General features: G+C 66.6%; 22 protein-coding genes. 11 read left to right on the top strand and 11 right to left on the bottom strand.

Features of this window, described 5'->3' with window-relative positions; translation table 11 throughout:
• On the bottom strand, positions 1-631 hold a 631-nt coding region (locus A5698_RS17535; RefSeq protein WP_084792496.1), incomplete at its 3' end, for a PAS and ANTAR domain-containing protein.
• A gap of 69 nt (positions 632-700) precedes the next feature.
• Positions 701-3,595 carry an MMPL/RND family transporter gene (locus tag A5698_RS17530; RefSeq protein WP_068299495.1) on the bottom strand — a complete coding sequence of 965 codons (2,895 nt, stop codon included), beginning with the start codon at positions 3,593-3,595 and terminating at the stop codon, positions 701-703.
• 609 nt (positions 3,596-4,204) lie between these two features.
• On the opposite strand from A5698_RS17530, the gene A5698_RS17525 reads away from it, so the two are divergent.
• Complete coding sequence (locus A5698_RS17525; protein ID WP_156670796.1) at positions 4,205-5,917, top strand: hypothetical protein; 1,713 nt, start codon at positions 4,205-4,207, stop codon at positions 5,915-5,917.
• Positions 5,918-5,984: 67 nt separating this feature from the next.
• Here A5698_RS17525 and A5698_RS17520 read toward each other — a convergent pair whose 3' ends face one another.
• Positions 5,985-7,745 carry an N-acyl-D-amino-acid deacylase family protein gene (locus tag A5698_RS17520; RefSeq protein ID WP_068299489.1) on the bottom strand — a complete coding sequence of 587 codons (1,761 nt, stop codon included), beginning with the start codon at positions 7,743-7,745 and terminating at the stop codon, positions 5,985-5,987.
• 92 nt (positions 7,746-7,837) lie between these two features.
• Between A5698_RS17520 and A5698_RS17515 the strand changes: the two genes are divergently transcribed.
• The gene (locus A5698_RS17515; RefSeq protein ID WP_156670795.1) at positions 7,838-9,184 is read left to right on the top strand and encodes an aromatic ring-hydroxylating oxygenase subunit alpha; all 1,347 of its coding nucleotides are present in this window, start codon (positions 7,838-7,840) and stop codon (positions 9,182-9,184) included.
• Positions 9,156-9,791 (top strand): TetR family transcriptional regulator, encoded by a 636-nt coding sequence (locus A5698_RS17510; RefSeq protein WP_067086060.1) that lies wholly within the window; start codon positions 9,156-9,158, stop codon positions 9,789-9,791. Before A5698_RS17515 ends, A5698_RS17510 begins: the two co-directional genes overlap by 29 nt.
• A 4-nt stretch (positions 9,792-9,795) precedes the next feature.
• On the opposite strand, the gene A5698_RS17505 is transcribed toward A5698_RS17510, so the two are convergent.
• Genes A5698_RS17505 through A5698_RS17490 form a run of 4 tightly spaced genes read right to left on the bottom strand, consistent with a single transcriptional unit; the run spans position 9,796 to position 14,648 of the window.
• Complete coding sequence (locus tag A5698_RS17505; RefSeq protein WP_068299483.1) at positions 9,796-10,206, bottom strand: Zn-ribbon domain-containing OB-fold protein; 411 nt, start codon at positions 10,204-10,206, stop codon at positions 9,796-9,798.
• A gap of 2 nt (positions 10,207-10,208) precedes the next feature.
• Complete coding sequence (locus A5698_RS17500; RefSeq protein ID WP_068299481.1) at positions 10,209-11,417, bottom strand: thiolase family protein; 1,209 nt, start codon at positions 11,415-11,417, stop codon at positions 10,209-10,211.
• Between the two features lie 19 nt (positions 11,418-11,436).
• Positions 11,437-13,650 carry an acyl-CoA dehydrogenase family protein gene (locus tag A5698_RS17495; RefSeq protein WP_068299479.1) on the bottom strand — a complete coding sequence of 738 codons (2,214 nt, stop codon included), beginning with the start codon at positions 13,648-13,650 and terminating at the stop codon, positions 11,437-11,439.
• The gene (locus A5698_RS17490; RefSeq protein ID WP_068299477.1) at positions 13,647-14,648 is read right to left on the bottom strand and encodes an NAD-dependent epimerase/dehydratase family protein; all 1,002 of its coding nucleotides are present in this window, start codon (positions 14,646-14,648) and stop codon (positions 13,647-13,649) included. The genes A5698_RS17495 and A5698_RS17490 overlap by 4 nt, the downstream gene beginning before the upstream one ends.
• 121 nt (positions 14,649-14,769) lie before the next feature.
• Between A5698_RS17490 and A5698_RS17485 the strand changes: the two genes are divergently transcribed.
• The 3 genes from A5698_RS17485 to A5698_RS17475 are packed head-to-tail and all read left to right on the top strand — an operon-like array spanning position 14,770 to position 17,092.
• A complete protein-coding gene (locus tag A5698_RS17485) occupies positions 14,770-15,342 on the top strand; it encodes a TetR/AcrR family transcriptional regulator (RefSeq protein ID WP_068299471.1) in 573 nt (190 codons plus the stop codon).
• Positions 15,339-16,214 carry an alpha/beta fold hydrolase gene (locus tag A5698_RS17480; RefSeq protein WP_068299511.1) on the top strand — a complete coding sequence of 292 codons (876 nt, stop codon included), beginning with the start codon at positions 15,339-15,341 and terminating at the stop codon, positions 16,212-16,214. Before A5698_RS17485 ends, A5698_RS17480 begins: the two co-directional genes overlap by 4 nt.
• A gap of 32 nt (positions 16,215-16,246) precedes the next feature.
• On the top strand, positions 16,247-17,092 hold the full coding sequence (locus A5698_RS17475; protein ID WP_067085996.1) for a mycofactocin-coupled SDR family oxidoreductase: 846 nt from the start codon (positions 16,247-16,249) through the stop codon (positions 17,090-17,092).
• Positions 17,093-17,095: 3 nt separating this feature from the next.
• Here A5698_RS17475 and A5698_RS17470 read toward each other — a convergent pair whose 3' ends face one another.
• Complete coding sequence (locus A5698_RS17470; protein ID WP_068299468.1) at positions 17,096-17,947, bottom strand: SDR family oxidoreductase; 852 nt, start codon at positions 17,945-17,947, stop codon at positions 17,096-17,098.
• A 265-nt stretch (positions 17,948-18,212) separates the two neighbouring features.
• On the opposite strand from A5698_RS17470, the gene A5698_RS17465 reads away from it, so the two are divergent.
• Positions 18,213-18,476: a hypothetical protein gene (locus A5698_RS17465; RefSeq protein WP_068299466.1), complete on the top strand. Its 264-nt coding sequence runs from the start codon at positions 18,213-18,215 to the stop codon at positions 18,474-18,476.
• Between the two features lie 83 nt (positions 18,477-18,559).
• Here the strand turns inward: A5698_RS17465 and A5698_RS17460 are convergent, their stop codons facing one another.
• Positions 18,560-20,083: an HNH endonuclease signature motif containing protein gene (locus A5698_RS17460; protein ID WP_231967438.1), complete on the bottom strand. Its 1,524-nt coding sequence runs from the start codon at positions 20,081-20,083 to the stop codon at positions 18,560-18,562.
• Positions 20,084-20,272: 189 nt separating this feature from the next.
• Between A5698_RS17460 and A5698_RS17455 the strand changes: the two genes are divergently transcribed.
• The 3 genes from A5698_RS17455 to A5698_RS17445 all read left to right on the top strand — a co-directional run bounded on the left by A5698_RS17455 (position 20,273) and on the right by A5698_RS17445 (position 21,859).
• Positions 20,273-21,037: an SDR family NAD(P)-dependent oxidoreductase gene (locus A5698_RS17455; protein ID WP_068299460.1), complete on the top strand. Its 765-nt coding sequence runs from the start codon at positions 20,273-20,275 to the stop codon at positions 21,035-21,037.
• 91 nt (positions 21,038-21,128) lie between these two features.
• Positions 21,129-21,371, top strand: coding sequence for a hypothetical protein (locus tag A5698_RS29065; RefSeq protein ID WP_068299458.1), 243 nt, complete (start codon positions 21,129-21,131; stop codon positions 21,369-21,371).
• An 11-nt stretch (positions 21,372-21,382) separates the two neighbouring features.
• Positions 21,383-21,859: a VOC family protein gene (locus A5698_RS17445; protein ID WP_068299456.1), complete on the top strand. Its 477-nt coding sequence runs from the start codon at positions 21,383-21,385 to the stop codon at positions 21,857-21,859.
• 6 nt (positions 21,860-21,865) lie between these two features.
• Here the strand turns inward: A5698_RS17445 and A5698_RS17440 are convergent, their stop codons facing one another.
• Together A5698_RS17440 and A5698_RS17435 are read right to left on the bottom strand one after the other, a co-directional pair.
• Positions 21,866-22,582 carry a YwaF family protein gene (locus A5698_RS17440; RefSeq protein WP_068299452.1) on the bottom strand — a complete coding sequence of 239 codons (717 nt, stop codon included), beginning with the start codon at positions 22,580-22,582 and terminating at the stop codon, positions 21,866-21,868.
• A gap of 1 nt (position 22,583) precedes the next feature.
• Positions 22,584-24,161: a serine hydrolase domain-containing protein gene (locus A5698_RS17435; RefSeq protein WP_068299508.1), complete on the bottom strand. Its 1,578-nt coding sequence runs from the start codon at positions 24,159-24,161 to the stop codon at positions 22,584-22,586.
• Positions 24,162-24,395: 234 nt separating this feature from the next.
• Here A5698_RS17435 and A5698_RS17430 point away from each other — a divergent pair, with 234 nt between their 5' ends.
• Positions 24,396-25,115: a DUF1906 domain-containing protein gene (locus A5698_RS17430; RefSeq protein WP_197506816.1), complete on the top strand. Its 720-nt coding sequence runs from the start codon at positions 24,396-24,398 to the stop codon at positions 25,113-25,115.
• Positions 25,116-25,203 lie beyond the last annotated feature (88 nt).

The following is a 25,203-nucleotide window of genomic DNA, read 5'->3' as shown; positions in this document are numbered from 1 at the left end:
CGAACTGCCTGCGCAGATCGTCGCGCTGCGGATCGATCGAGTTCAACTCGGCGACGATCTGGGAGGCGAGGGCGCGCAGTTTGGTGTTGGTGTGCTGGGAGCGCCACATCAGCAACTCGAACGCCGCGTCGGCGTCGATCCGGTAGACGAGCATCAGCGCGCCCTTGGCCTGCTCGATCGCTGCACGGGCCTCGAACAGCTCCGGCAGCGAGTCACTCAACGCCTGCCGGCGGGTCTGGGCGAACGTGTCGGTCAGGTCGATGTAGTAGCCCTCGGTGCCGACGACGGCACCGGTGTCGTCGAGCATCCGGTCGCCGATCACGATGACGGTGTGCACCTTGCCCGCCGTGTCGATGAACCGGTGCCGGCTGGAGAACGAGCCTCCTAGGTGCAGGGCGTGGTCCAGTAGGTCCTGCACGTGCTGACGGTCATCGGGATGCTTGTGCGACAGCAGCAACTCGGTCGTCGGGACCACGGTGCCGGGTTCGTACCCGTGCATCCGGGCCACCTCGTCGGACCATTCCCAGCGTTGTCCCACGAACCAGAACCGGAAGGTTCCGACATTGCGGTCCGCGATCGCCCAGGCCGAGGCCGACGGCAGTGGGCTGTCCGCCAGGTCCGGGTTCCCCATCTGCCCATCATCGCACTGCAGACGTTGGTTAGAGTCCGTTCTAGAAGCTCGGCACCGACCGGTCGCGCCTCATTCGGCGGGGTCGGTCGTGGCGGCCGCCCGCTCGGGGAACACCGCGGCCATCCTGCGCCTCGACGCGGGCGTGGGCACCCGCTGCGGCCACCAGAACCACCGGCCGAGCAGCGCCGCGATGGACGGTGTCATGAACGCCCGCACGACGAGGGTGTCGAACAACAGGCCCAGCGCGATCGTGCTGCCGACCTGGGCGATGCTGCGCAGATCGCCGACCACGAACGAGGCCATCGTCGCGGCGAACACCAGTCCCGCCGACGTGACCACCTTGCCCGAACCGGCCATCGCCCGGATGATGGCGACCTTGAAACCGTGGTGCAATTCCTCTTTGAACCGGGACACCAGTAGCAGGTTGTAGTCCGAGCCGACGGCCAACAGCAGGATCACCGACATCACCAGCACGATCCAGTGCAGGCGGATGCCCAGCAGGTGCTGCCACACCAGCACGGACAGGCCGAACGACGTGCCCAGCGACAGCAGCACCGTTCCGACGATCACCGCGGCCGCCACCACGGCCCGGGTGATGATCAGCATGATGATGAAAATCAAAGCCGCTGCGGACATTCCGGCGATCAAGAGGTCGTAGTTGGATCCGTCGCGCATGTCTTTGTAGGTCGCGGCGGTCCCGCCGAGGTAGATCGTGGAGCCCTCCAGCGGAGTTCCTTTGATGGCCTCCTTGGCCGCGAGCTTGATCGCGTCGATGTGGTCGATGCCCTCGGGAGTGGCCGGGTCACCCTCATGCTCGATGATGAAGCGCACCGACTTGCCATCGGGTGAGATGAAGTTGTCCATGCCGCGCTGAAAGTCTTTGTTGTCGAACGCCTCTGGCGGCAGGTAGAACGAGTCGTCGTTCATCGACTCGTCGAACGCGTCCCCCATCGCGTGCGAGTTCTCCTGCATCGCGGCCATCTGATCCTGCAACCCCTTCTGCGAGGAGTGCATAGTCAGCATCATCGTCTTCATCGTCTTCATGGTCTCGATCTGCTGAGGCAGCAGCAGGATCAATTGCGGCATCAGGCTGTCGAGGTGTTCGAGGTCCGGTACCAGGTGCTGGATGTCATCGGTCAGCGTGTCGATCCCGTCGAGGGTGTCGAAGATCGAGCGCAGCGACCAGCAGACCGGGATGTTGAAGCAGTGCGGTTCCCAGTAGAAGTAACTCCGGACGGGACGGAAGAAGTCATCGAAATCGGAGATGTGGTCCCGGATTTCGGCGATGTCGACCGTCATGTTCTTGGTCTTCTGGACCATGCTGTGGGTGGTGTCGGCCATCTGCTGCATCAGGCTGGCCATCTTTTCCATCTGGTCGATGGTCGTCTGCATCTCGTCGGCCTGGACCAGCATGTCGGCCATCCGGTCCTGCTGGTACTTCTGGTTCAGCTGGTTCGTGGTGCCCTGCATGCTGAGCAGGAACGGAATCGTCGTGTGCTCGATCGGCTTACCCTGCGGCCGGGTGATGGTCTGCACCCGCGCGATGCCCGGTGCATGGAAGATGCCCTTGGCGATCTTGTCGATCACCAAGAAGTCGGCCGAGTTGCGCAGATCGTGGTCGCTTTCGACCATCAGCAGTTCGGGATTCATCCGGGCGGCGTCGAAATGCCGGTCGGCGACGTCGTATCCGATGTTCGCCGGGGTGTCGGCCGGCAGGAAGTGCCGACCGTCGTAGTCGACCTTGTACCCGTTGAGCGCCAGCAGGCCGACCAGCGAAAGGGCGCACGTGGCCACGAGAACCGGTCCGGGCCACCGCACCACCACGACACCCACCCGCCGCCAACCGCGGGAGTTGATGGGGCGCTTCGGCTCGAACAGTCCGAAGCGGCCGCCGACGACAGTGACCGCGGGCCCCAGCGTCAGTGCGGCGATCACGGCGACGAGAATGCCCACCGCGCAGGGCACCGCCATGGTCTGGAACCACGGCAAGCGGGTGAACTTCAAGCACAGCAGCGCACCGGCGATGGTGAGCCCCGAGCCCAGCACCACGTGGGCGGTGCCGTGGAACATCGTGTAGTACGCGGTTTCCTTGTCCTCACCGAGTTGCCGCGCCTCTTGGTACCGCCCGATGAGAAAGATCGCGTAGTCGGTGCCCGCCGCGATCGCGATCAGGGTGAGCAGACTGGTGGCGAAGGTCGAGAGCCCGATGAACCCGGCGTCGCCGAGAAACGCGACGATGCCGCGGGAGGCGCCGAGCTCGACGAACACCATCAACAGGATCAGCACCATCGTGGCGATCGAGCGGTAGACGAACAGCAGCATCACCGCGATGACGATCAGCGTGGCGATGGTCGCCTTCGCGGCCCCCTTGTCACCGGCGACGCGCTGGTCGGCATTCAGCGCAGCCCCACCGGTCACGTAGGCCTTGACGCCCTGCGGCGCGGGCGTTTCCGCGATGATGTCGCGCACCGCCTGGATCGACTCGTTGGCGATCGTCTCGCCGATGTTGCCGCGCAGATAGATCTGGACGTATGCGGACTTGCCGTCGGCGCTCTGCGCCCCGGCCGCGGTCAGCGGATCGCTCCAGAAGTCGGCGACGTGCTCGATGTGGTCGGGGTCGGCGCGGAATCGCTTGATCAGTTCGTCGTAGTAATGGTGCGCGTCGGCGCCCAGCGGCTTGTCACCCTCTAGGATCACCATCGCGTTGCTGTCGGAGTCGAACTCCTTGAAGTTCGCGCCGACGCGCTGCATCGCGATGAAGGCCGGAGCGTCATGGGCGTTCATCGAGACGGTGTTCGCCTCGCCGACCTTCTCCAGCGACGGGACGAACACGTTCGTCACCGCGGTCAGCACGATCCAACCGATGATGATCGGCACCGAGAGCACCCGAATCGCGTGTGCAATGCGCGACCGCCCGGCGACCGGCGCGTCGGGCGCGGTGCGTCCTGGCTGGATGTTGGTCATGCCATGACCCCTCGGTGGCGTGGATCGCCGGCCGACCGGGCCAGACGACCCCGTTACCGTGCGTGTCGTATATCTAGCCGGTCGAACTATCTGCTGTCAATCGTTGACCGGGCCCGCAGTCGGGCGTCTGGGCGATGCGACAGTCACCTGGCACGAGGTGGCGGACTTCGTGCCCAACGGCTCCAGAGCCGACCCCGGCACTCGTCTCTTTGCCCGACGCCGGTACGCGCGTGACCGAGTTGGGTGCCGGCTAAATCGTTACTTTTGGCTGCTCGGCGGTGACCGCAAGCGACTGTCATTGTCGCAGCAACGTTTGAAGGCACGCCTCCGCAGATGCATCTGGGCCGCGTGGCGCAGGTCACTCTCACGCAGAGGACGTAGCCCCCGATATTCGGTGACTCTCGGGTAAATTTCGGTCAGTTCGCAACTTGATCTTGCAAGCACCGCGCTCCATCTGCGATATACGAACTTATGTTCAGGGTCAGCCCCTTGATGGCTCAGCCTCCGTAACGCGCCCTATGTCAAGCATCAGAACGCTTGCTTGTAAGGATAGGCTCAGCTAATCTCCGAGTGCCATTTGGCAAATTCACAGGCACAACAGGAGAAAACGTGCAACTAGCAGCTCAGGCTGATCCGCCGGTTTACGGTCTCTCACCCAGCTACTCACCATCGACGCGCCGCAGCTCGAAGCTGTTGGTTGCTGGCGTTGCGATGGCGGGTGCCGGCGTGATCGCGATCAGCCCGGTGACCCCACCGATGCCGAACATCCAGGACGTTCAGGAGCGTGCGGCGCAGGCCGCGGTCCAGCTCACGGCGGCCACCAATCCGCTCCTCGTGTGGGGCCAGACCATCGCCGACACATTCGGCAGCCTGGACCAGCTGACCCGGAACTCCACGACAGCGACGCTGAATCTCGCGGACGCGCTGGGCACCGGTTACATCTTCCAGGAGGCCGTGAGCGCCCTGGTTCAGAACATCCTCAACCCGGGTCCCCTGCTCAACGAGTTCATGAACTTCAGTTCGAAGTACGGCCCCACGATCACCACCGCGATCTCGGGCACCTTCGAGAGGCTGCAGTTGGCGGTGGAGCAGTTCCCGACCGCGGTCATCGAGTCGCTGACCTACCTGTCGCAGGGGCAGTTCGTCGAGGCGTTCTCCAAGATCAACGGCTGGTTCGTGCTCCGGGTGCTCGGCGGAGTTCAGCCGCTGATTCCGATCCTGTCCATCCCGGCTCAGTTCGTCGACGCCCTCCCGGGCACATACGCCTTGCCGAAACTGCTCGACGTGGTGTCCGAGTTCGCGGTCACCAAGGCCATTTTCGAGCCGTTCCTCGGTGGGATCCTGCAGTCCATGGAGGTGCTTGACGGGGCCCGTCAAGCGCTGGTCGACGGGAACATCGGCGATGCGATCGTCCACCTGGTGAACCTGCCGGCGAAGGCGTTGAACGCTCTGCTCAACGGAATGACGCCTGCCGGCACCACTTCGGAGTGGCAGGGCTTGCTCGACCGTGGTCTGGTCACCTACCTCACGGTCACGCTGCCCAACCAGATCGCCAACGCGATCAAGCCGCCCGCTCCCGCTGACTCCACCCTGGCGAGCTTCGGCGCGACCGGCCCATCGGAATTCAGGTTCGGCGGTGACATCGTCCCGATCAACCTGGTCGACAAGGCTGACGATGAGGGCCTCGGCGCCGGAGAAGGTCTCGGCGAAGGCACCGGAGAAGGCGTCGGCGAAGGTGTCGGCGAAGGTGTCGGCGAAGGTGTCGGCGAAACCGCGGGCGAGGGCACCGGCGAAGGCGAAGGCGCCGGCGCGGGCGAAGGTCTCGGCGAAGGCACCGGCGCGGCCGAGGGCACCGACACCGGCGCGGGCGAGGGCACCGAGACCGGGACGGGTGAAGGCGCAGGCGAAGCCGCGGGCTCGGGCGAAGGAACCGGCGCGGGCGAGGCTGCCGGCAACTCCAACACCGGCACCACCACCGGCTCCGGCACGGGCAGCAACACCTCCGGTATCAGCACCAGCAGGGGCGCCGGCTCAGGTAGCACCGCCGGCACCGGCACCACCGGCTCCAGCACGGGCGGCACGACTGGCGGTTCCAACACGACCGGTAGCGGCTCGGGCAGCACGTCCGGTACCACGTCGGGCGGCACCACCGGCACCGCGTCGGGCCGCACGACCGGCACCGGTAGCGCCAGCACGACGTCGGGCAGCACGTCCGGCAGCACGTCGGGCACCGCGTCGGGCAGCACCTCGGGCACCGGCAGCTCCGGCTCGGGTTCGGGCGGCGGCTCGGGTTCGGGCTCCGGCTCCGGCAGCAGCAAGTAACCAGGTACGACGCTGACGGCCCCCTCGGCAACGAGGGGGCCGTCTCGCGTAGTCGCGACGCGCGGTCTCAGCGGGCGCCGCGGACCAGCCGCCCCGGCCGGGCACCAGTGTCCACCCCGTCGCGGCGCGTCACCACGCCGCTGACGATCGTCGCGGTGTACCCGGAGGCGCCCTGCACCAGCCGCTGGCCTCCCGCCGGGAGGTCATAGGCCATCCGCGCGGGATGCAATGTCAGCGCGTCCATGTCGATGACGTTGACGTCGGCCTTCTTCCCCACCTCGATCACGCCGCGGTCGGACAGCCCGAACAGGCGCGCGGTGTCGTGCGACTGCTTGCGGACGACGTATTCCAGGGGCAGCTTCTCGCCGCGGTGACGGTCGCGCGCCCAATGCGTGAGCAGGAACGTGGGATACGAAGCGTCACAGATCATTCCGCAGTGTGCGCCGCCGTCTGACAGACCGACGACACCCGCCGGGTGCAGCAGCATCTCTCGGATCGCATCGTGATTGCCGTAAAAGTAGTTGTAGAACGGCAGCATCAGCATCGCGGTCGCATTGTCCTCGAGCATCAGGTCGTACAGCGTGGCGAGCGGATCCTCGCCGCGGTCGCTGGCGATCTTCTCGACGGTGCGCTCCACGGTCGGCTCGTAGTCCGGCGGATCGCCCAACGCATAGATGCGCCCGAGTGAATGCTGTACGAGCGCGAACATGCCGTCGAACAACACATTTGGATCGGCAGGCAGATCGTCGTCGGCCAGGATCGCCGACTTGACCGCCGGGTCGGCAAGGCGCGACGCCAACTCCTCACGGCTGCATTCGGCCTTCAGCTTGCGGAAGGTAGGGCGGTGGGTGAACGCGTGGTGGCCGGGGAAGCCGAACAGCATGCCGAACGGACGCGCCGCGATCTGCGGGTAGAGCTCGCTGCCCGCTGCATGCGCTTCCGCCGAGATGTCGAGTTGTTCGCGCCAGAGATCGGGCGCCGCGTCGACCTGGATCATCCCGAACGAGATCGGACGGTCGATCTCGGCGGCCAGGCGCTTCATCCACTCCAGTTCCTTCTTCGGCGCGATGATGTCCTCGCCGGCGACGCCTTGGGGCGCCAACTCGAACACGGCCCGCCCGCCCGCGGCCATGGCGCGGCCGAGGCCGAACAGTTCGTCCTCGGCGGCGAAGGTGCCGGGAACCGGTTCACCATCGATGGCGCGATGGCCCAGCGTGCGTGATGTCGAAAAGCCCAGTGCGCCAGCCTCGATGCCCTCCTGCACGAGGCGTGCCATCGCCGCGATGTCCTCCGGCGTGGCGGGCTCGTTGCGGGCGCCGCGCTCCCCCATCGCATACGCGCGAACCGCGCCGTGGGCGATCTGACTGCCGACGTCGACGGCGAACTCTTTCTTCTCGACCGCATCGAGATATTCGGGATAGCTCTCCCACCCCCACGTGATGCCCTCGGTGAGCGCCGTGCCGGGGATGTCCTCGACACCCTCCATCAAACCGATCAGCCAATCCTCCCGACCCGGCCGTACCGGCGCGAACCCCACCCCGCAGTTGCCGGTCACCACGGTCGTCACACCGTGACCGCTGGACGGCTCGAGCTTGCTGTCCCAGCTGACCTGCCCGTCGTAATGGGTGTGGATGTCGACGAAACCAGGCGCGACGACTTTCCCTGTCGCGTCGATCGTCTCGGCGGCGTCACCCTCCAGTGGGGTGCCACCCGGGCCGCGGCGACGAACCTCGACGATCCTGCCGTCCTTGATCCCGATGTCCGCCGTGAACCGGTCCGCCCCTGTGCCGTCGACGACGGTTCCCCCGGTGATCTTCAGGTCGAACACGATTAGCCCTCCGCATCCAGGTTTCAGCCGCTAATGTCGGGCACTGTAACACCGTTACAGACGGCTTGGCGGCGACTTCGAAAGGACCGTTCGTGACGCACACTGCGCAAGAAGTCCGGCGCGAAGACGCGATCGGCGTCCCGCCCGCACGACCGACCCTGGTGCCCGCCGAGCGGTACTACTCGCCCGCGTTCGCGCAGCTGGAGATCGAACGCATGTGGCCGAAGGTGTGGCAACTGGCTTGCACGGTCGACCACGTCGCCGAGCCCGGCGATTTCTTCGAGTACCGCTGCGGGCCGTATTCGGTGCTGATCGTGTGCGGGGACGACGGTGTTCTGCGCGCGTTCCAGAACGTGTGCAGGCACCGCGGCAACTCGCTGTGCTCCGGCTCCGGCGCGGGCCTGCGTGAATTGCGGTGCGGATACCACGGCTGGACCTGGGACCTCGGCGGAGCGCTGCGGCGAGTGCCGAACCGCAAGGGATTCGGCGCACTGCACATGTCCGAGCTGCCCCTCGTTCCGGTGGCCGTCGACACCTGGGAGCGGTTGGTCTTCGTCAACCTCGACGTCGACGCGATGCCACTGCTGGACTACCTGGAGGAGATGCCCGCCGACGTGAAGTGGTGCGGGCTCGGCGACTTCCGCTGCTACGCCACGATGACGATCGAGGTGGACGCGAACTGGAAGACGATCGCCGACGGGTACAGCGAGACGTACCACATCCAGACCCTGCACCCCGAGCTGCACCGATGCATGGACGATGTCTATGCGCCGCAGACGATCTGGGGCCATACCGGCAAATCCGAACAGGTGTACGGAGTTCCGAGCCCACATCTGAAGCAGTCCTTGCGCGACGACGAGGTGTGGGACGCGTACGTGTGCACACAGGGCGCACTCATGGGCGTCGAAGAGGGCACACCACTACCCGAAGACCGTCAACCCGGCGCATCGGTGGCCGACGTGATCGCAGCCCGCACCCGCGCGTTCGCTGCCTCCAGGGGCGTCGACCTCGACTGGGCGGGCACCGACGAGGTCATGCGACTGCACCAGTACAACGTGTTTCCGAACATGACGCTGCTGATGAACGCCGACCACCTCACGGTGATGACGTCACACCCGGGGACCGACCCAGATCACGGCGAGTTGGTGATGCTGCTGTGGTCCCGGATGGCACCCGGCGCGCCACGCACCAAACCCGTCGACGTGCGGATGAGCGCAGACGAAGCGCACCCGGGACTTGTTCTCACACAAGATATCTCGGTGTTGGGAGGGTTGCAGCGCGGTCTACATCAGCCGGGCTTCACGCATCTGACCCTGTCCAACGAGGAGCGCCGCGTCATCAACATGCACCGCAACCTCGAACGCTACCTCGACCTGCCCGAGTCCGACCGCATCACCGGGGGTGAGCCCGGTGCCGTCACAGCGCAGAACGACCGCTAGAGGCCAAGAGGCGGTCAACGCCGACGTCATCCTCGACACCGCCGCCAAGATGATCGAACTCCACGGCGTCGACGGTTTCACCATGCGCGGGCTGGCCGAACAGCTCGGTGTAGCGGTGACGTCGATCTACTGGCACATCGGCGGCCGCGACAAGCTGCTCGACGGCCTCGTGGACCGGTTGCTCGACGAGATGGCGCATCTGCCGACCGTCGGTGACAACGCGGTGGATCGCATCGCGTCGCTTGCCCACGCGCAACGCCGGGCGCTGATCAGCAGGCAGCATCTGCTCGCCATCGCGCATGAGCGGGACCAGACGCCGCGATTGTTCCTGCCGGTTCAACGGGCCCTGGCGGCGCAACTGGCCGAACTGGGCGTGACGGGCCACGACGCCGCGCTGGTGCTGCGCGCGGTCGAGGTACACGTCATTTCCTCTGCGGTCATGCAGTTCTCGGCCGTGCGCGGTGAGAAGCACGACGAGGAGGACCCGTCGCTGTGGACCGACGATTGGCCCGACCGGGCCCTCGTCGAGGCGCTGCAGTCGCCGACCGACTACGACGCGGTGTTCGCCTACGGGTTGGAAGCGCTGCTTGCGCCGCTGCGGCGGTGAGTGGCTACGCGGGTGCGTAGCGCAGCATCGTCACATCGTGCTCGGGGTAGTCGAAGAACACGGGCTTGACCCGCATTCCGACTTTCAGTTCGTCGGGGTCGACGTCGACCAGTTCGGTGGAGAACCGCGGGCCCTCATCCCATTCGACAATCGCGAGCAGTTGGGGCACGGCGTCGGCGAAGTGCGGCCCGACGGGTCGGCGCGCCACCGTGTACGAGTACAGCGTCCCCATCCCCGAGATCTCGCGCCACTCGAGATCATCGGCAAGGGTCCGCGGTGCCCGCACCCGCGGATAGAACACGTAGGTATCCGATGACGGCGAGTACTGGATCACGATGCGGTGTTGGGCCAGCGCGTCCCAAAACGGCGCGGTTGTCGGCGTTTTGACCGGCATCGGCCGCTCGAAGGTCGTCATGGTCAGTCTCCCTCGAGGATCAGGGCGGTCTGTTCGGACAGGATCCCGCCGTTACCGGACACGAACGCACGATTACAGTCGCCCACCTGGGCCGCTTCGGCGCGACCCATGATCTGGCGGGCGGCATCGCACACGTGGTGCATCCCGCCCGCGAGGCCGGCCTGGCCGAATCCCAGTTGACCGCCTGCGGTGTTGAGCGGGAAGTCGCCGCGGAACGTCAGGTCGTGGTCGGCGACGAACTGCATGCCCTTCCCCTTCTCGCAGAAGCCCGCATCCTCCAGCGAGAGCAGCACGGTGATCGTGTAGCAGTCGTATATGGAGACCATGTCCATGTCGGCACGCGTGAGATCGGTCATGCCGAAGGCGGTTTCGGCCGCCTCCGCCATCGGCGTGTGCAGCAGGTCGGCTGCGTAGGTGGGGGTCTTGAACGGGACGTGTTCGCCGAACCCCCTGATCCATACCGGCCTGTTGCGTGCCCGCTTGGCGACGTCCGCACTCGCGATGACGACCGCGGCGCCGCCGACGCACGGCATCACAATCTCGAGCATGTGCAACGGGTCCGCGATGACGGGGCTGGCCATCACGTCGTCGACGGTGAGCGGTTTGCCCTTCCAGATCGCGCCTTCCGTGTGATTGGCGTTGAACCTCTGGTCGACAACGATCTTAGCCATCGCCCGCTCGTCGTAACCGTAGACCGCGCCGTAGCGGGTGGCGACCTGGCCGTAGGGCGCGTTCTGGCCGAGGTTTCCGTAGGGAATCTCGAACTCCGCCTGCGGAGACCCGTACTGATTGCTCGACGAGCCGAAGAACACCGCGTCCACCAATGGTTTCGGCTTCTTCTCCGACATCGGCGTGATGTAGCGCGCGGGCAGGGCGCACAGCACGACGTCGCAGATCCCCAGTTCGATCGCCGCCGCGGCCCGCCACACCATCGCCGCCGCGCTCGCGCCGCCCAAGTCGACCAGCTCGGCGAAATTGGCCCTCACACCCAGGTATTCGGCGATCGTCGACGGCACGAAGATCTCCGACTCGGCCAGATGCGAGGTGACGATGCCGTTGACGAGCTCGCCGGAGAGCCCGGCGTCCTCGAGCGCCGCCGCTCCCAGCTCGGCCCACTGTTCGAGCGTGAACGGCGCCGAGGTGGCCTTGTTCATCCGCTCGGGCGGGAGTTCGACGTAGCCGACGATCGCGGCTTCACCACGTAGCCCCATGCGTGTCCTTCTCGATTCGTTACTTGCGCGGAAGCCCGAGGATCATCTGGGCGATGATGTTGAGCTGAATCTCCTTGGTACCTCCGCCGATCAGTTCGGCCGGCACCCGCAGGTACGGCTGCACGACGTCGGAGTCGGCGGCCATCGCCGACCTGCCCGCGGAGCCGAGAGTCGCCGGGAAGGTGCGTCGCAGCAGCACGTTCATCGCGACCTTCGCGATGCTCGACGCCGGGCCCGAACCCTGGCCGTCGAGCAGACGGATGGTCTCGCGCACTCCGAGCGCCTTGATCGCGTTGGCGTATGCGTCGAGTTCGCCGAGTTCGCGCAGGGTATCGTGGCGGTTGGATGGGGCGGTGGCCCGGCGCAGTGGTGCGGACCGGTCGTACTGCACGTAACCGCTGATCGCCGAACGCTCTTCGGCCATGGTGGCGATGGCCAGGGCCCACCCGCCGGTCGGTTCGCCGAGCAGCATCTCGTCGGGGACGAAGACGTCGTCGAGGAAGACCTCGTTGAACTCCTGTTCCCCGCTGGCCTGTTTGATCGGCTGCACCTCGATCCCGGGCGAGCGCATGTCGACGATGAAGTAGCCGATACCGCGGTGTTTCGGCGCCATCGGATCCGTTCGCGCCAATAACGCGCCGTAATCTGCCCGGTGGGCCGACGAGGTCCAGATCTTGTGTCCGTGGATGCGCCATCCGCCGTCGACCTTGGTCGCCCGAGTGGCCAGCGCGGCGAGGTCGGAACCCGCCCCCGGCTCGCTGAACAGCTGACACCACGCGAGCTCACCGCGTTGGGTGGGCGGGATCAGCCGTTGCTGCAAGTCTTTTGACCCGGCCTTGATCAGTGACGGCAGGATCCACTCGGCGATCCCCAGCGACGGTCGCGTCAGCGTTGGGCGCTTGTTGAACTCCTCGTCGATGATCAGTTGCTGCAGCGGGCTGGCCTCGATGCCCCAGGGCGGTGGCCAGTGGGGAGCGATCAGCCCCGCTTCGGCGATCGCCGTGCGCTGCGGGCCAGTGGCGAAATGCTCGTAGTCGCCTTGGCGCCCCTGACCGTCGTTGCGTAGCGCCGCCGCGTTGTCGAGCGTTTCGGCGACGCGGGCGCGGAAGTCGGCTTCCGCGTCACCGAGGTCGACGGAGAGGTCGCGCTCGGCCACGGTGGTCAGCTCGCCGAGCCGCCTAGCCCAGCGATTCTTGTCACCGATCGACGCGGCGAGGCTGGTGGCACGCCGCCAGTACAGGTGCAGGTCGTGTTCCCACGTGAAACCGATGGCCCCGAACATGGTCAGCGTGTCCAGCGCGAGGTCTGGGCACGGCAGGACGGCCATCAGCGCGGCGCCGGCAGTGGCGATCGCCTGCTGGTCGATCGGTTCGGATGCCGCGCGCACCGCATCCCACGCGGCGGCGCTGGCAAGCTCGCTGTTGACCAGAAGCATTGCGGCGCTGTGCTGTAACGCTTGAAACGTGCCGATGAGCTTGCCGAACTGTTCGCGAGTGCGCAGATGCGCGGTGGCGGCTTCCACACACCACCGTGTGATTCCGGCGGCCATGCTCGCGGTCAGCGCGGTATTGAGGTATTCGGCACGGTCCGCGTCGATACCAGTGAGCACGTCGGCCTTGGCGATGGGATAGCCGTCGAGCCGCAGCCTGCCGAGGTCCGTCAGCAGGTCCGTCCCCCCGACGGTCTCGACGACCGCCGAGGACTGCGTCGTATCGACGACGGCCCAGACCTCGCTTCCGTCCTCGGTGGCTGCACAGATCAAAACTGTTGTCGCCGTGCAAATCCCCGAGAGCAGGTCGGAGTCACCCTCGATCAGCCACCGCTCGCCGTCGTCGCGGGCGGTGAACGCCGAGGTGGTCGGCAGCGCGAGCGTGGCCGCCTGCCCCTCGGCAAGGCGGGTCAGCAGCGCTTCGGCTGATTTCGTCGACTCGACCAGCAGCGCGACCGCACCGGTGGCCACCGTCGGCAGCAACGGACCCGACAGCGACGCCTTGCCTGCCGCTTGGAGCACGCAGGCGGCGTCGAGAAGGGTGCCGCCCTGTCCGCCGTAGTCCTCCGGCAGGTGTACGGCGTGAAAGCCATTGGCGGCGAACTCCTCCCACCACGCCGGCAGGTGCCCCGCGGCGAGCAGGTCGAAGGATTCGCGGGTGGCGGCCACCGGGGCGCGCCGCGCCGCGAACTGCGCCACGGAGTCGCTGAGCTCCCGTTGCTCCGGGGTGAGGGCCAGGCTCATACAGACTCCCTGCGGCGTGAGGTTCGGAAGAAGTGGGCGGCCGCGGCGATCGCGTCCGGGGTGGGCGACGGCTGCCAGCCCAGCTCGCGGACCGCTTTCGAATGGTCCATCGGGGTCATGATGTGCATCAGCCGGATGTTCAGCGGAGTCAGCATGGTGTCGTGGCCGCGGAGCCGGGCGACCCAGCTGCTGGGGTAGCTCGCGGCGGCCATCACCGAGATCGGGATGCGACGCCGCGGAGGCGCGACTCCGACAGCCTCACAACCGGCTTCGAAGATCTCGCGTGCGCTCATCCACCGCTCGGAGACGATATAGCGCTCGCCGATCCCGCCGGAGCGGCCCGCGAGGAGCAAGGCGCGCGCGGCGTCCTCGATGCCGACGGTCTCGCTCTCGAAACCGTCGATGTAGAAGGGCATCTTGCCGCGCACGGCAGCCGAGAGCAGTCCACCGTGCGGCGTCGGCAGCCAGTCCCCCGGCCCGTACGTGTTCGAGACGCACATCGCGACGGCGGGTAGACCCTTTTCGACGCTGTATCGCAGCACCATTCGCTCGGCCTCCACGCGACTGCGAACGTAGGCGCCGCCGACGTCGAGCCAGTTGTGGGCGGTGGTTTCATCGGCCCGGCCGTCGGTGGACCGACCGATCGTGGCGATCGAACTGGTGAACACGAAGCGGTGCAACTCAACCTTGACCGCGACGTCGAGCACCGCCTTCAGACCGTCGACATTGGTGCGCCACATCGGCGCCGGGTCGAGTAGCCACGGACGGGCGTCGACGATGCAGTAGTACACCTCGTCACATCCGAGCATCGCCGAGCGCACGCTGTCCGGATCGAAGATGTCCCCGCGCCGGATGTCGACGGGCAAGCCTTCGATGCCGCGGGTGGAACTGGTCCGGCGGATCAGCACCCGCACGTCATCGCCGCGGGCGACCAGTTGTTTGGTGACATGCGACCCCAGGAAGCCGCTGGCGCCGACGACGAGCTTGGTGGGCGTCACCGGTGGTCGGCCAATCTCGTCCCTCTCCGCTCACACGAGACGCAACGTCTCGTCTTGCCAAAGATTAGGCAGTGCTGTCACCATCTGTAAAGCCGACCCCCGTCAGGAGCGGAGTCAATCGATGGTCACCGAGGCGAAGGCGCCCCGCCGCCGCAACGAGCGGTCCAGGACGGCGATCATCTCAGCCACCAAAGAACTGCTGCTGCAGCGGGGCTTCGACGGGCTGAGCATCGAGGCCGTCGCGGCGCGCGCCGGTGTCGGCAAGCAGACGATCTACAGGTGGTGGCCGAGCCGTCCGGCCCTGGTCGCCGATGTGCTGCTCGAAGATGCGGACAGAATCCTCAAGCCCGTCGCCCACACCGATGACCTCGTGGCCGACCTGAGCAGTTGGTCCGTCAGCCTTGCCGCGACGCTCACGGGCGAACGGGGCAACGCCATGTTGCGCATCCTGACCGTCGCAGGGATCGAGCACGACGACGTCAAGGCGCGAATGCAGGCGGGCTTCAGCGTTCCGCTGCACGAGGGCGTCAAGGCGCGGTTCACGGCCGACGGCCTCGATGACGCGACGTCGCACGCGGCGGCCGACGCCATCGTCGGCGGCATCGTGCACGCGATCCTCACCGAGGGACGATCATTTTCCAGGAGCCGGGCCGAGGCGATCACTCGAACCGTCATCGCCGGAGCATGCCGATGACCACTTCTCCGAACGTCTTTCGTGTGTCGGGCAGCGACGGGCTGACGATCGTCGCCGACCGGCTTGGCGATCCGACAGCGCCGGCAGTGGTGTTTCTGCACGGCGGCGGACAGACGCGGCGCTCCTGGGGCCGGGCCGCCGCCGCCGTCGCCGAGCGCGGATGGCAGGCCGTCACCGTGGATTTGCGAGGCCACGGCGAGTCGGACTGGTCCGCCGACGGCGACTACCGCGTCGTCAGCTTCGCCGACGACGTTCTCAAGGTGCTCGCGGAACTGCCGCCGAAACCCGTACTGGTGGGGGCGTCGCTTGGCGGCATCACGACGATGATTCTCGCCGGTGAACTCGCGCAGGGCACGGTCCGCGCGGTCGTGCTGGTCGACATCGTGCCGGACATGAACCCGTCCGGGGCCTCACGCATCCACGATTTCATGGCCGATCGGATGGAGTCGGGGTTCGAGTCGCTCGACGAGGTCGCCGACATGATCGCCGAGTACAACCCCCACCGGCCCAGGCCGAAGGATCTCGACGGGCTGCGGACGAATCTTCGTCAGCGCGATGGACGCTGGTACTGGCACTGGGATCCGAAGTTCATCGACGGAACGGCCGCGTCCCCACCGATCGAAGTGACCGAGGTCGACCGGATGAACGCCGCGGTGGCGTCGATTCTGCGCGACGGCGTGCCGGTACTTCTCGTGCGGGGACAGATGAGCGACCTCGTCACCGAGGACCGTGCCCAGGAGTTCATCGGCCGCTTTCCGGAGATCGAGTTCGTCGATGTCGGCGGCGCCGGGCATATGGTCGCCGGCGACCGCAACGACCTCTTCGCCGAGGCGGTCGTCGATTTCGTCATCCGGCACACCGAACAACCGTGACCACGCGAGCCGAATCTCCGAGGAGTACAGCAATGGCAGAGAACAGGGTCGGTCGGGTGGCCGGCAAGGTCGCCTTCATCACCGGCGCCGCCCGCGGTCAGGGCCGCGAGCACGCGGTCCGGCTGGCGGAGGAGGGAGCCGACATCATCGCCGTCGACGTGTGCGATGACATCGACGCGGCCGGATATCCCGGCCCCACTGAAGCGGACCTCGCCGACACCGCGGCGCTGGTCGAGAAGTCGGGTCGCCGCATCGTGATCGAGAAGGCCGATGTGCGCGATCTCGCGGCCCTCCGCACCGTCCTGGACCGCGGAGTCGGCGATCTCGGCCCGGTCGACATCGTGGTGGCGAATGCGGGTATCAGCGCCGATCCCGCGCCGGCCGCGATGATCGCGGAATCCGCTTGGCAGACAATGCTCGACATCAACGTGACCGGGGTGTGGCACACCGTGAAGGCCGCCCTGCCGCATATGACCAATGGCGGCGGATCGATCATCTTGGTCAGCTCGATGCTGGGGCTGCGCGGCGGTGGCTACATGGCCCACTACGCGTCGGCCAAGCATGCCGTCGTCGGCTTGATGAACTCGCTGGCCAACGAGCTTGCGCCACAGTGGATCAGGGTCAACTCGATCCATCCCGGCAACATCCTGACGCCGATGATCGACAACGACCACTTCCGTCGCACGGTGCGGCCCGATCTCACCGATCCGACGATGGAAGATGCCACGCAGGTGATCGGCCACTTTCACATGCTGCCGAAGCCGGTGATCGAGGCGCGTGCCGTGAGCAACGCGGTGTTGTTCCTGGCCTCCGACGAATCGCAGTACATCACCGGAGCGGCGCTGCCGGTCGATGCGGGGGCTGTCGCCAAGTTCTGATTTCTATCTGGCGGCCTTGAACCTCGCGAACCGCCACAGGTACGTCGGCAGCCGGCGAGCGGGCACGCTCTTGGGCCAGTCTCGTGCGCGGAAGTAGGCATCGGATCCACCGTCGACGAAAACGATGCTGCCACAGAGGAAGTCGGCGGAGTCCGACAACATGAACAGCATCCAGTCGGCGAGGTGAGAGGGATCGCCGAAGCCGCCGATGGGTACCGGGAAGGCGTTGACCGCTTTGGCTTCGCGTGGTGTCGCCAGTTGCTTCTCCAGCAGTGGGGTCATGATGGCACCCGGGGCCAGCGCGTTGAGGCGGATCCCCGCTCCGGCCCACTCCGGCGTCACGGCGGTACGGCGAACCCAGTGTGAGACGGCGATTTTCGAGGCGGCATAGCCGAGCGACGGCGCGACGGGGCCGAGCAGTTTCAGGGAGCGGGCCGCCTTGTCGGTATCGTTCGCCAGCAGCGCCCGCACCGTGCGTCGCGGTACGGCCGGCGTGGTGGTCGTCGAATTGCTGCCGATCACCACGACTTTGGCCCGATCCGCGGCGGCGAAGGCCGGTTGCCATGCTTGGAGCAGGTCGACCACACCGCGATAGTTGACCTCGAAGATTCTCCGCGTGCTGTCCTTACCGGGTGTCGGACCGATACCGGCGGCCAACACGGCGCCGTCGAGTCGGTCCGCCGTGGACAGCACCTGGTCAGCCGCGGCCCGGCGGCCGTCGGGCGTCGATAGATCGGCGACGACGTCGCCTTCTTTGAGGTCGACCGCAATGACGGTGTGACCCTGCGCCTTCAGCTTGGTGGCAGCCTGCTGCCCCATGCCGGATGCGGCTCCGGTGACTACGTACACGCCCATTTCGACTATCCCTACTGTTGCTGCCGCCAATTCACCCGGCGTCGACGGGCAGCGTATCGGTGGTCACATCTGCGGCGTCTCGAAGGCTGGCTGGTGAGCATCGGATGGATGGGCCTTGCGCTGATCGACGGGCCTTGCCCTGACGACGGGCCTTGCGCTCCCGCCGATCAAGTGCCCGCTTCTTGGGATCGGTAGCGCCAGCCGCTGGCTGTACTTCAGGCGCAACGAAGCCACCCCGGCAACGTGATGACGAGAAGGAAAAGCAATGAACATCGTCCCCGCCTCCCTCGAAGCGCAGGTCAGCCGCGTCGATCGGACGTACAGCCTGGTCATCGCCATCAGCGCGGGGCTGACCGCGCTGTGGTCGCTCTACCGCGTGCTCTGGCTCTTCTACGCCACGGCGACGTTCTCCAGCATCGGGTGGTCGCCGGTCTCGCTGGTGATGCCGCTCGTGCTGTGGCTCGCGATCGGGCTCGCCGCCGGCTATGTCGCCGCTGTCTTCCTGATTCGGTACAACAAACAACCCTGACCGTGGGCACCGCAGGGGTCGCAGCATCGCTGCGGCCCCTTTCGGTGCCTCCCGGTTCGCCGCCGATCGCGCACCGGTCGGTGTCAGCCGGTGTTGCGGTAGTCGGGGTCGGGGCCCGCATCGGTGTCGTCGGTTCCCGCAGGGCCGGTGCCCTCGTCGGTGTCGTGGGTGTCGTCGGTGTCGTCAGGGTCGGGACAGTCTGCTTCGTCGTCACCGTTGTCGTTGGTGTTGTCGTCGATGAGGTAGCGGTTTGGGTGGTGGTAGTTGTTGGTGCGGGCTTGGCCGGTGTCGAGTTGGGGTGGGGGCCGCCATTCGGTGCGCCCGTCTTTGCGGTTGCGGGTGCGCCACCCGCCGGGGGTGACGCGGCGGTTGTCGGGCCCGCACGCCAGGGTGAGGTCGGTGATGTCGGTGCGCCCACCAGCAGCCCAGTCGCCGTTAGCGTGATGGACCTGGCATTGATAGGCCGGGGCCGTGCAGCCGGGGCGGGTGCAGCCGCGGTATTTGGCGAACAACACCAACCGCTGCGCCTTGGACGCCAACCGGCGCCCCCGCCCCAGAAACAACGGCTGCTCGGTGGCCTTGTCGAAGACCGCCAGATACGGATGCGCCGCCGACGCCTGCTTGATGACGTCACTCATCGGCAGCAGCGACCCCCCACCGGTGACCCCATGCCCGCTGCCCGATTCCAGTTCTTGCAGGGTGGTGGTGATCAGCAGCGTGGCCGGCACGCCATTCTGGTCGCCGAGCTGGCCGGGGGCCAGCAGGGCCCGACACATCGCCCCGAGGGCGTCGTGGTTGCGCTGCCCCGTCGAGCGGGTATCGCAGCGCACCGCCTCCGGTGAGGGCTCGGCAGCAGTATCGGGCTGATCACCGCCGGGCTGATCCGCGTCGGGTTGGTGGTCGGGGTTGTTGCGCCCGGGGGCCGCCCAGACCGCCAGCACCGCTTCGAGTGCGGCGCGGGTGGCCGGATCGATCTGGGCGCGTAGCTCACTCATCCCGTCGAGGCGTTGACGACCCAACCGCAGCCAGCGCTGCGCCGCGCGCAGTTCATCGGAGAAGTCCCCGTCGGGGTTCAGATAGGCCGCCAACCGCTGCCCGGCCGCCCGCAACTCCTCCGGGGTGTGCTTGCAGGCCAACTCCGCGAGTTGGGCTTCGGCGGCCTCACGCACGTCAAACGGTGTCGAGGCGGGGATTTCCTTGGTGAAGAACCGCCGGATCACCCGCACATGCTCGGCCCCCACCAACCCTTTCTCTACCGCGGCGGCCGTGTGCGCCAACTCCGGTTGCAGGGTTTCGCCGGTCATCGCCCGCCGCGGCGCCAACTCCGCCGCTTCAGCCACCCGCCGGGTCGCCTCGGCCTTGGAGATCCGCAACAACACCGTCAACGCGCCGGCCACACTGTGCTCCCCCACCTCCGCCAACGGCGCGCCCTGCAACCCGGCGACCAGCCGGTGCCCCACCATCGCTTGGCGTCGCGTGAAGGTCTCCCATTGGGCGGTCAACGCCAACTGCTCAGCAGTGCTCAAGGTGTCGAACGACTCGGCGATCAACGCGGACGCCTGAGCGGCCATCCCCGCAATCACTTCGCTCACATGTTCGAAAACCACACCCCGACGCTAAACCTACCCACCGACAGCCAAGCCCCATTTGTGACCACTGAAACCAAAGAAACACAAGTGAATTGACCCCGATGTTTGTCCAACGTGGTACCGCCCAGCCAACGCGATGAGCCGCCACATTACGGTTAGTCGAGCATCGACCCGCGACACAGACCACGACAGACAGGAGAACGTCGGATGACGATTCTGGACCGCTTCCGACTCGACGACAAAGTCGTCGTCATCACGGGCGCATCGTCCGGCCTCGGCGTCTCGTTCGCCGAGGCCTGCGCACAGGCCGGCGCCGACGTCGTGCTCGCCGCTCGACGCGTCGAAAAGTTGGAAACGACAGCAGAACTCGTCAGAGCCGGCGGTCGGCGTGCGCTCAACGTCCAGACCGACGTCGCGGATCCCGACCAGTGCACAGCACTCATCGACGCTGCGATGCAGGAGTTCGGACACGTCGACGTCCTGGTGAACAACGCGGGCGTCGGCACCGCCGTCCCTGCGACACGGGAAACGCCTGAGGAGTTCCGCAAGGTCGTCGACATCAACCTCAACGGTTCCTACTGGGCGGCCCAAGCCTGCGGGCGAGTGATGCAGCCCGGCAGTTCGATCATCAACATCTCCAGCGTGTTGGGCCTGACCACCGCCGGACTCCCCCAGGCCGCATACGCCGCCAGCAAGGCCGCGATCGTCGGCCTCACGCGCGACCTCGCGCAACAATGGGGAGGGCGCAAGGGGATTCGCGTCAACGCCTTGGCGCCCGGCTTCTTCAAGTCGGAGATGACCGACGAGTACAAACCCGGCTATCTGGATGAAACGCTTGCCGGTCGCGTCGTGTTCAATCGGGTGGGCGAGCCGCACGAGTTGTCGGCCGCGGTCATCTGGCTCGCATCAGAGGCGGGTGGCTACGTCACCGGTCAGACGATCGTGGTCGACGGCGGCGTCACGATCACCTAGACGCTCGCAACGCTTCGGTCACGAATTGCGAACGGAGGCCTCGGCGCCGCGGTGACGGTGCTTCGATGGTGCGAACCGCCGGAAGGTTCTCATGGTTTCGCTCGGACCGCCAGCTTGGCTTGGCCTGCTGATCGCCGTCGCGATCATGGGCGCGCTATGCGGATTCGTCGCATCGTCAGCGATGCGGCGCAACAAGCGACACACGCGGCGGATCTTCGCTTTCGGCGCCTTCTGCGGGTTCCTGGCCGGCGCTACCCATGCGAGGCGCCACATCGCCGCCGCTGCGGTGCGGACAGGCTTGAAGCGTGCCAGAAGGCAATTGATCCGACTCTAGACAGGAACGGTATGACTGCGCCGCAACCGATCTCGGTCGAAAACTTCTCTCATGTATGCGTCGGGGTGTCGAACATGGATGCCGCGGTGTCCTTCTACACCGGGGTGCTCGGCATGGACGTGGTTTTCGACGTCGACCTCGACGGAGGCGGAATGGACGCCGTCACCGGTGGCGCCGCCCAGAGCGGTCGTATGGTCGGCGGTCTCGTCGGCGGGGTCATGGTCGAACTTCTCTATCTCGGCACCGTGCCGGCCGGCCAGAACGGTCCTCATCTGGGCTATACCAACATCTCCTTCCGAGTGGCGGATCTGGACGCAACCTCCGAGGCGCTCCAGCGCGATCATCCGGATGTGCGGGCCACTCCCGCCGTCGAAATCGCCGGTGTCCGGATGCTGTTCGTCTACGACCCCGATGGCACGCCCATCGAGTTCATCGAACTGCCGGCAGGGGTGAAATCGACGCTGGAGATGTGGCGGCCGTCTTCCTGAGCCGTCTCACGCCGACTCGACGGCAACCCGTCTGCGCTCCCACGGCCACGTCATGAGGGCCCACACGGCAATGATGATCGCCACCTCGACCACCAGATAGAACGGCCACGGCCCGAACACGTCGAGCAGTGACGCGGTGGGAGGCTTCCTGTTCAGGTAGCCGTAATTCGTCCCGACGATCGCATTGAAGGTGAAGGTCAGCGCCGCCCAGACCAGCGACACCACAACCGCGAAACGGTAACTGCGCCAATGCGGACGCATCCTCCGGCCCCACGTGAGGTAGACCGCCGCCCAGACGGCGAAGACGTGGAGCACGAAGAACGTCAGGAACAGGTGGTGCGGGAAATCGGGCGCACCCTCCCGCGGTGTGCCGACGTCGGGCGTGAGCAGCGCCTGCGAGCTCAGGAGGAGACACCAGTAGTACGTCAGCGCGAAGGCCCAGTGGCGTTGTGACCACAGCGCATACGCTGCCGTCAGCTCGGCGATGTCGCACAGCTGAATCGGAATGGAGGTTTGAATGTCGGGCCGGATCAATTTGTAGACGAGCGCCACAACGAATGCCGCGAGGATCAGCACCGCGAAGACACGCGAGAACACGCGAGCCTGGGCTTCGGTCTGTCGGCGCCCCAACCAGATCAGCAGTACGGCACCCACCGCGAATATCGCGAGCACCACTAGGTGCGAGGGCCCGTACGCCTCGAATTGCCTTTGTGCCTGGTTCATCTCAGCGAGGCCTGGGAGCGGGTTGCGCCAACGTCGGCGCGGTGTACAGGCCCAGCGTTCGTGCGGTCACCGTGGACAGTTCTCCTTGCAGATTCGAAAGCGGTCGACTGCCGCGAATGTGGATGACGTTCGTCAACAGGATCACGTACGTATCAGAACCCGGGTCGATCCACAGCGACGTTCCGGTGAATCCCGTGTGCCCGAAGCTGCCCACGGGAAAGATCAGTCCGCGCGGTCGGGAGTGGCCGGTGTCGATGTCCCACCCCAGACCGCGGAGATCTTGGCCCTCGATCGCGGGATAGTTCGGCGCGAGGAGCGGATTCGGGTTCGGAGTCTCGGCGATCGCCTCGCGGACCGCCTCGTTGGCCGCCTCGACTTGTCCGGGTGTGTGACCGGGCTGCTGCGGAGTCGTCATCAGCTGCAACGTCTCTCGCTTCAGAGGAAAATCGCTCGGGCGGCCCGCCAACCGGTCGAGCAGCGCCTGGGCGAAGGTGCTGACGTCGAGTGCCGTCGAGAACACACCGGCGTGCCCGGCGACTCCACCCATGCGTCGTGCTGTCGGATCGTGCACCGTGCCACGCAACAAGAAGTCGAGATCGGGGTTACTGCCCGGTTGGGCTCTGCCTTCCTCGTCGAGGGCAGTCGGCGCGGTCCGCGCCAGAACGTCTGTGTTCCAACCACCTTCGAAGCACGAGGCGCTGGTCGGCGGGGAAGATACCCAAGCGATAGCGGCGCCCCTGAGCTCGTGCGGACCGCACGCCTTGGCCGGAGGGAGGAAGCGGGTGTCGTCCATGTGCAGCGGCTCGAAGACGTTGCGCTGAACGTAGACGTCCTCGGGCTCGCCGGCGACCTTCTCGATCAGTGCACCGAGCAGGATGAAGTTGATGTCGGAGTAGCGGAACACCTCCCCCGGCTCCGACTGCAGAGGCGTCGCCAGCGCACGACGGATGCCCTCCCCGCTGTCGGCGCGCGTCAGGCCCCAGGGGTCCCGCAGATCGATATCGCCCGCGATACCCGAAGTGTGAGTGAGCAACATACGGATCGTCACCTGCGCCCGCTGCGGGTCGTGCGCGCTGTTGAAAGCGGGTAGATAACTCTGCACCGGTTCGTCGAGCCCTACCTTGCCCTGCTCGTAGAGCTGCATGACCGCGATCGCCGTTGCGAGGCACTTGGTCAACGACGCCATGTCGAAGATCGTGTTCTCGGTCATGGGCTCGGCAGGCGTGGGAGTGCTGTCGAGACCCTGTTCGCCGGCCAGCTTCCGTGAGCCGTACGCATGGTGCACCACGAGCTTCCCGCCGTGGCCGATCGCCACCACGGCCCCAGGCAGCTTGTGCGCGGCGATCGCGCTGTCGATCAGCTCATCGACCGGCGGAAGCCCTGGCGTCGGAGCGGCGGGAGTGTGGGTGGCAGTCGACGGCGACGCCGCCTGCGGACGCGAAGGCGGACGCGAATCTGCCGGCGGACGATCGACCCGGCCACACGCCGAAGACGCCGTGAGCGCGAGTACGACCGCCGCGATGACAAGGAGCCACGGCGTCGACCGCCTTCCACCACCGGCGGATCGGTCTGCTGGCATTGCCACCTCGTCGGGTCGAAGGTGCGCGTGCGACGCCGCCGTGTCCAGCCGCGCATTCGCCAGCATAGGGCGGAGACGATTCGGCGCAGTTGAATCCGCTGACCGCCAACCGCGTGCCGACGATGTTGTTACCATCGCGCCGTGCAGGACTCCCCGACGCCACCCGGTCGCGGCGGAGGGCCCTCTCCGTCACGACGCGAACTTCTCAAATATGCAGTCGCCGCGCCGACATTGATGCTCCTCGGAGCGGCGGCAGCGTCGCGGGCGGCGCCGAAGGCGGGCGCGCAAGGGCTGCGGCTCGTCGACTTCGCGCACCGGAAGGTTCCTGCCGATCAGCTCAAGGCGGCGGGTTTCGACGGCGCGCTGGTGTACGTGTCGGAACTGCGCCCCGGAGCCGACTTCGACTTCAAACCGGTGACCCGTGAATACGCCGATTCTTTACGAGCCGAGGGTCTGCACGTCGTCAGCTGCTACCAGTACGGCAAGCCCGGCTGGCCCACACCGTCGGACTACACCCGGGGCTACGACGGTGGTGTCGCGGACGCGTCGACCGCGCTGCGGTTGCACAACGCCGCGGGCGGGCCCGACTCGGCGCCCATCTTCTTCAGCGTCGACGAGGACATCGACGAAGAGACCTGGGAGAACGTGGCGCGCGAGTGGTACCGCGGCATCAACTCGGTGCTCGGCGTGAACCGCACGGGGCTCTACGGCCACGCGCGGGCGTGCTCGTGGGCCATCGGCGATGGCGTCGTCGGCCGATCGACCAGCGACGGATATTGGTGGGTGTGGCAGACCAAGGCCTGGTCGGCCGGCGAGCGCGATCCCCGAGCCGTGCTCTATCAGGCCGTGGTGATCGGCGGGTCGGAGCCCGGCGTGGCGATCGGGGACACCCACGTCGACGTCGACGAGGTTCTCGCGCCCGACTTCGGGCAGTGGGATCTGGACCGAGGCTGACCGTGCCCGTTACCAGAGCGTTTCGCCGTCGTTGCTGTGAAATCGGCGCGGGAGCGTTCGCCGCGAGACCGCATTTAATACCCTGCTG

The organism is Mycobacterium sp. E136 (assembly GCF_001666865.1).
In the GTDB taxonomy this organism is placed as follows: domain Bacteria; phylum Actinomycetota; class Actinomycetes; order Mycobacteriales; family Mycobacteriaceae; genus Mycobacterium.
This window is presented reverse-complemented; position numbering and strand designations above follow the sequence as displayed.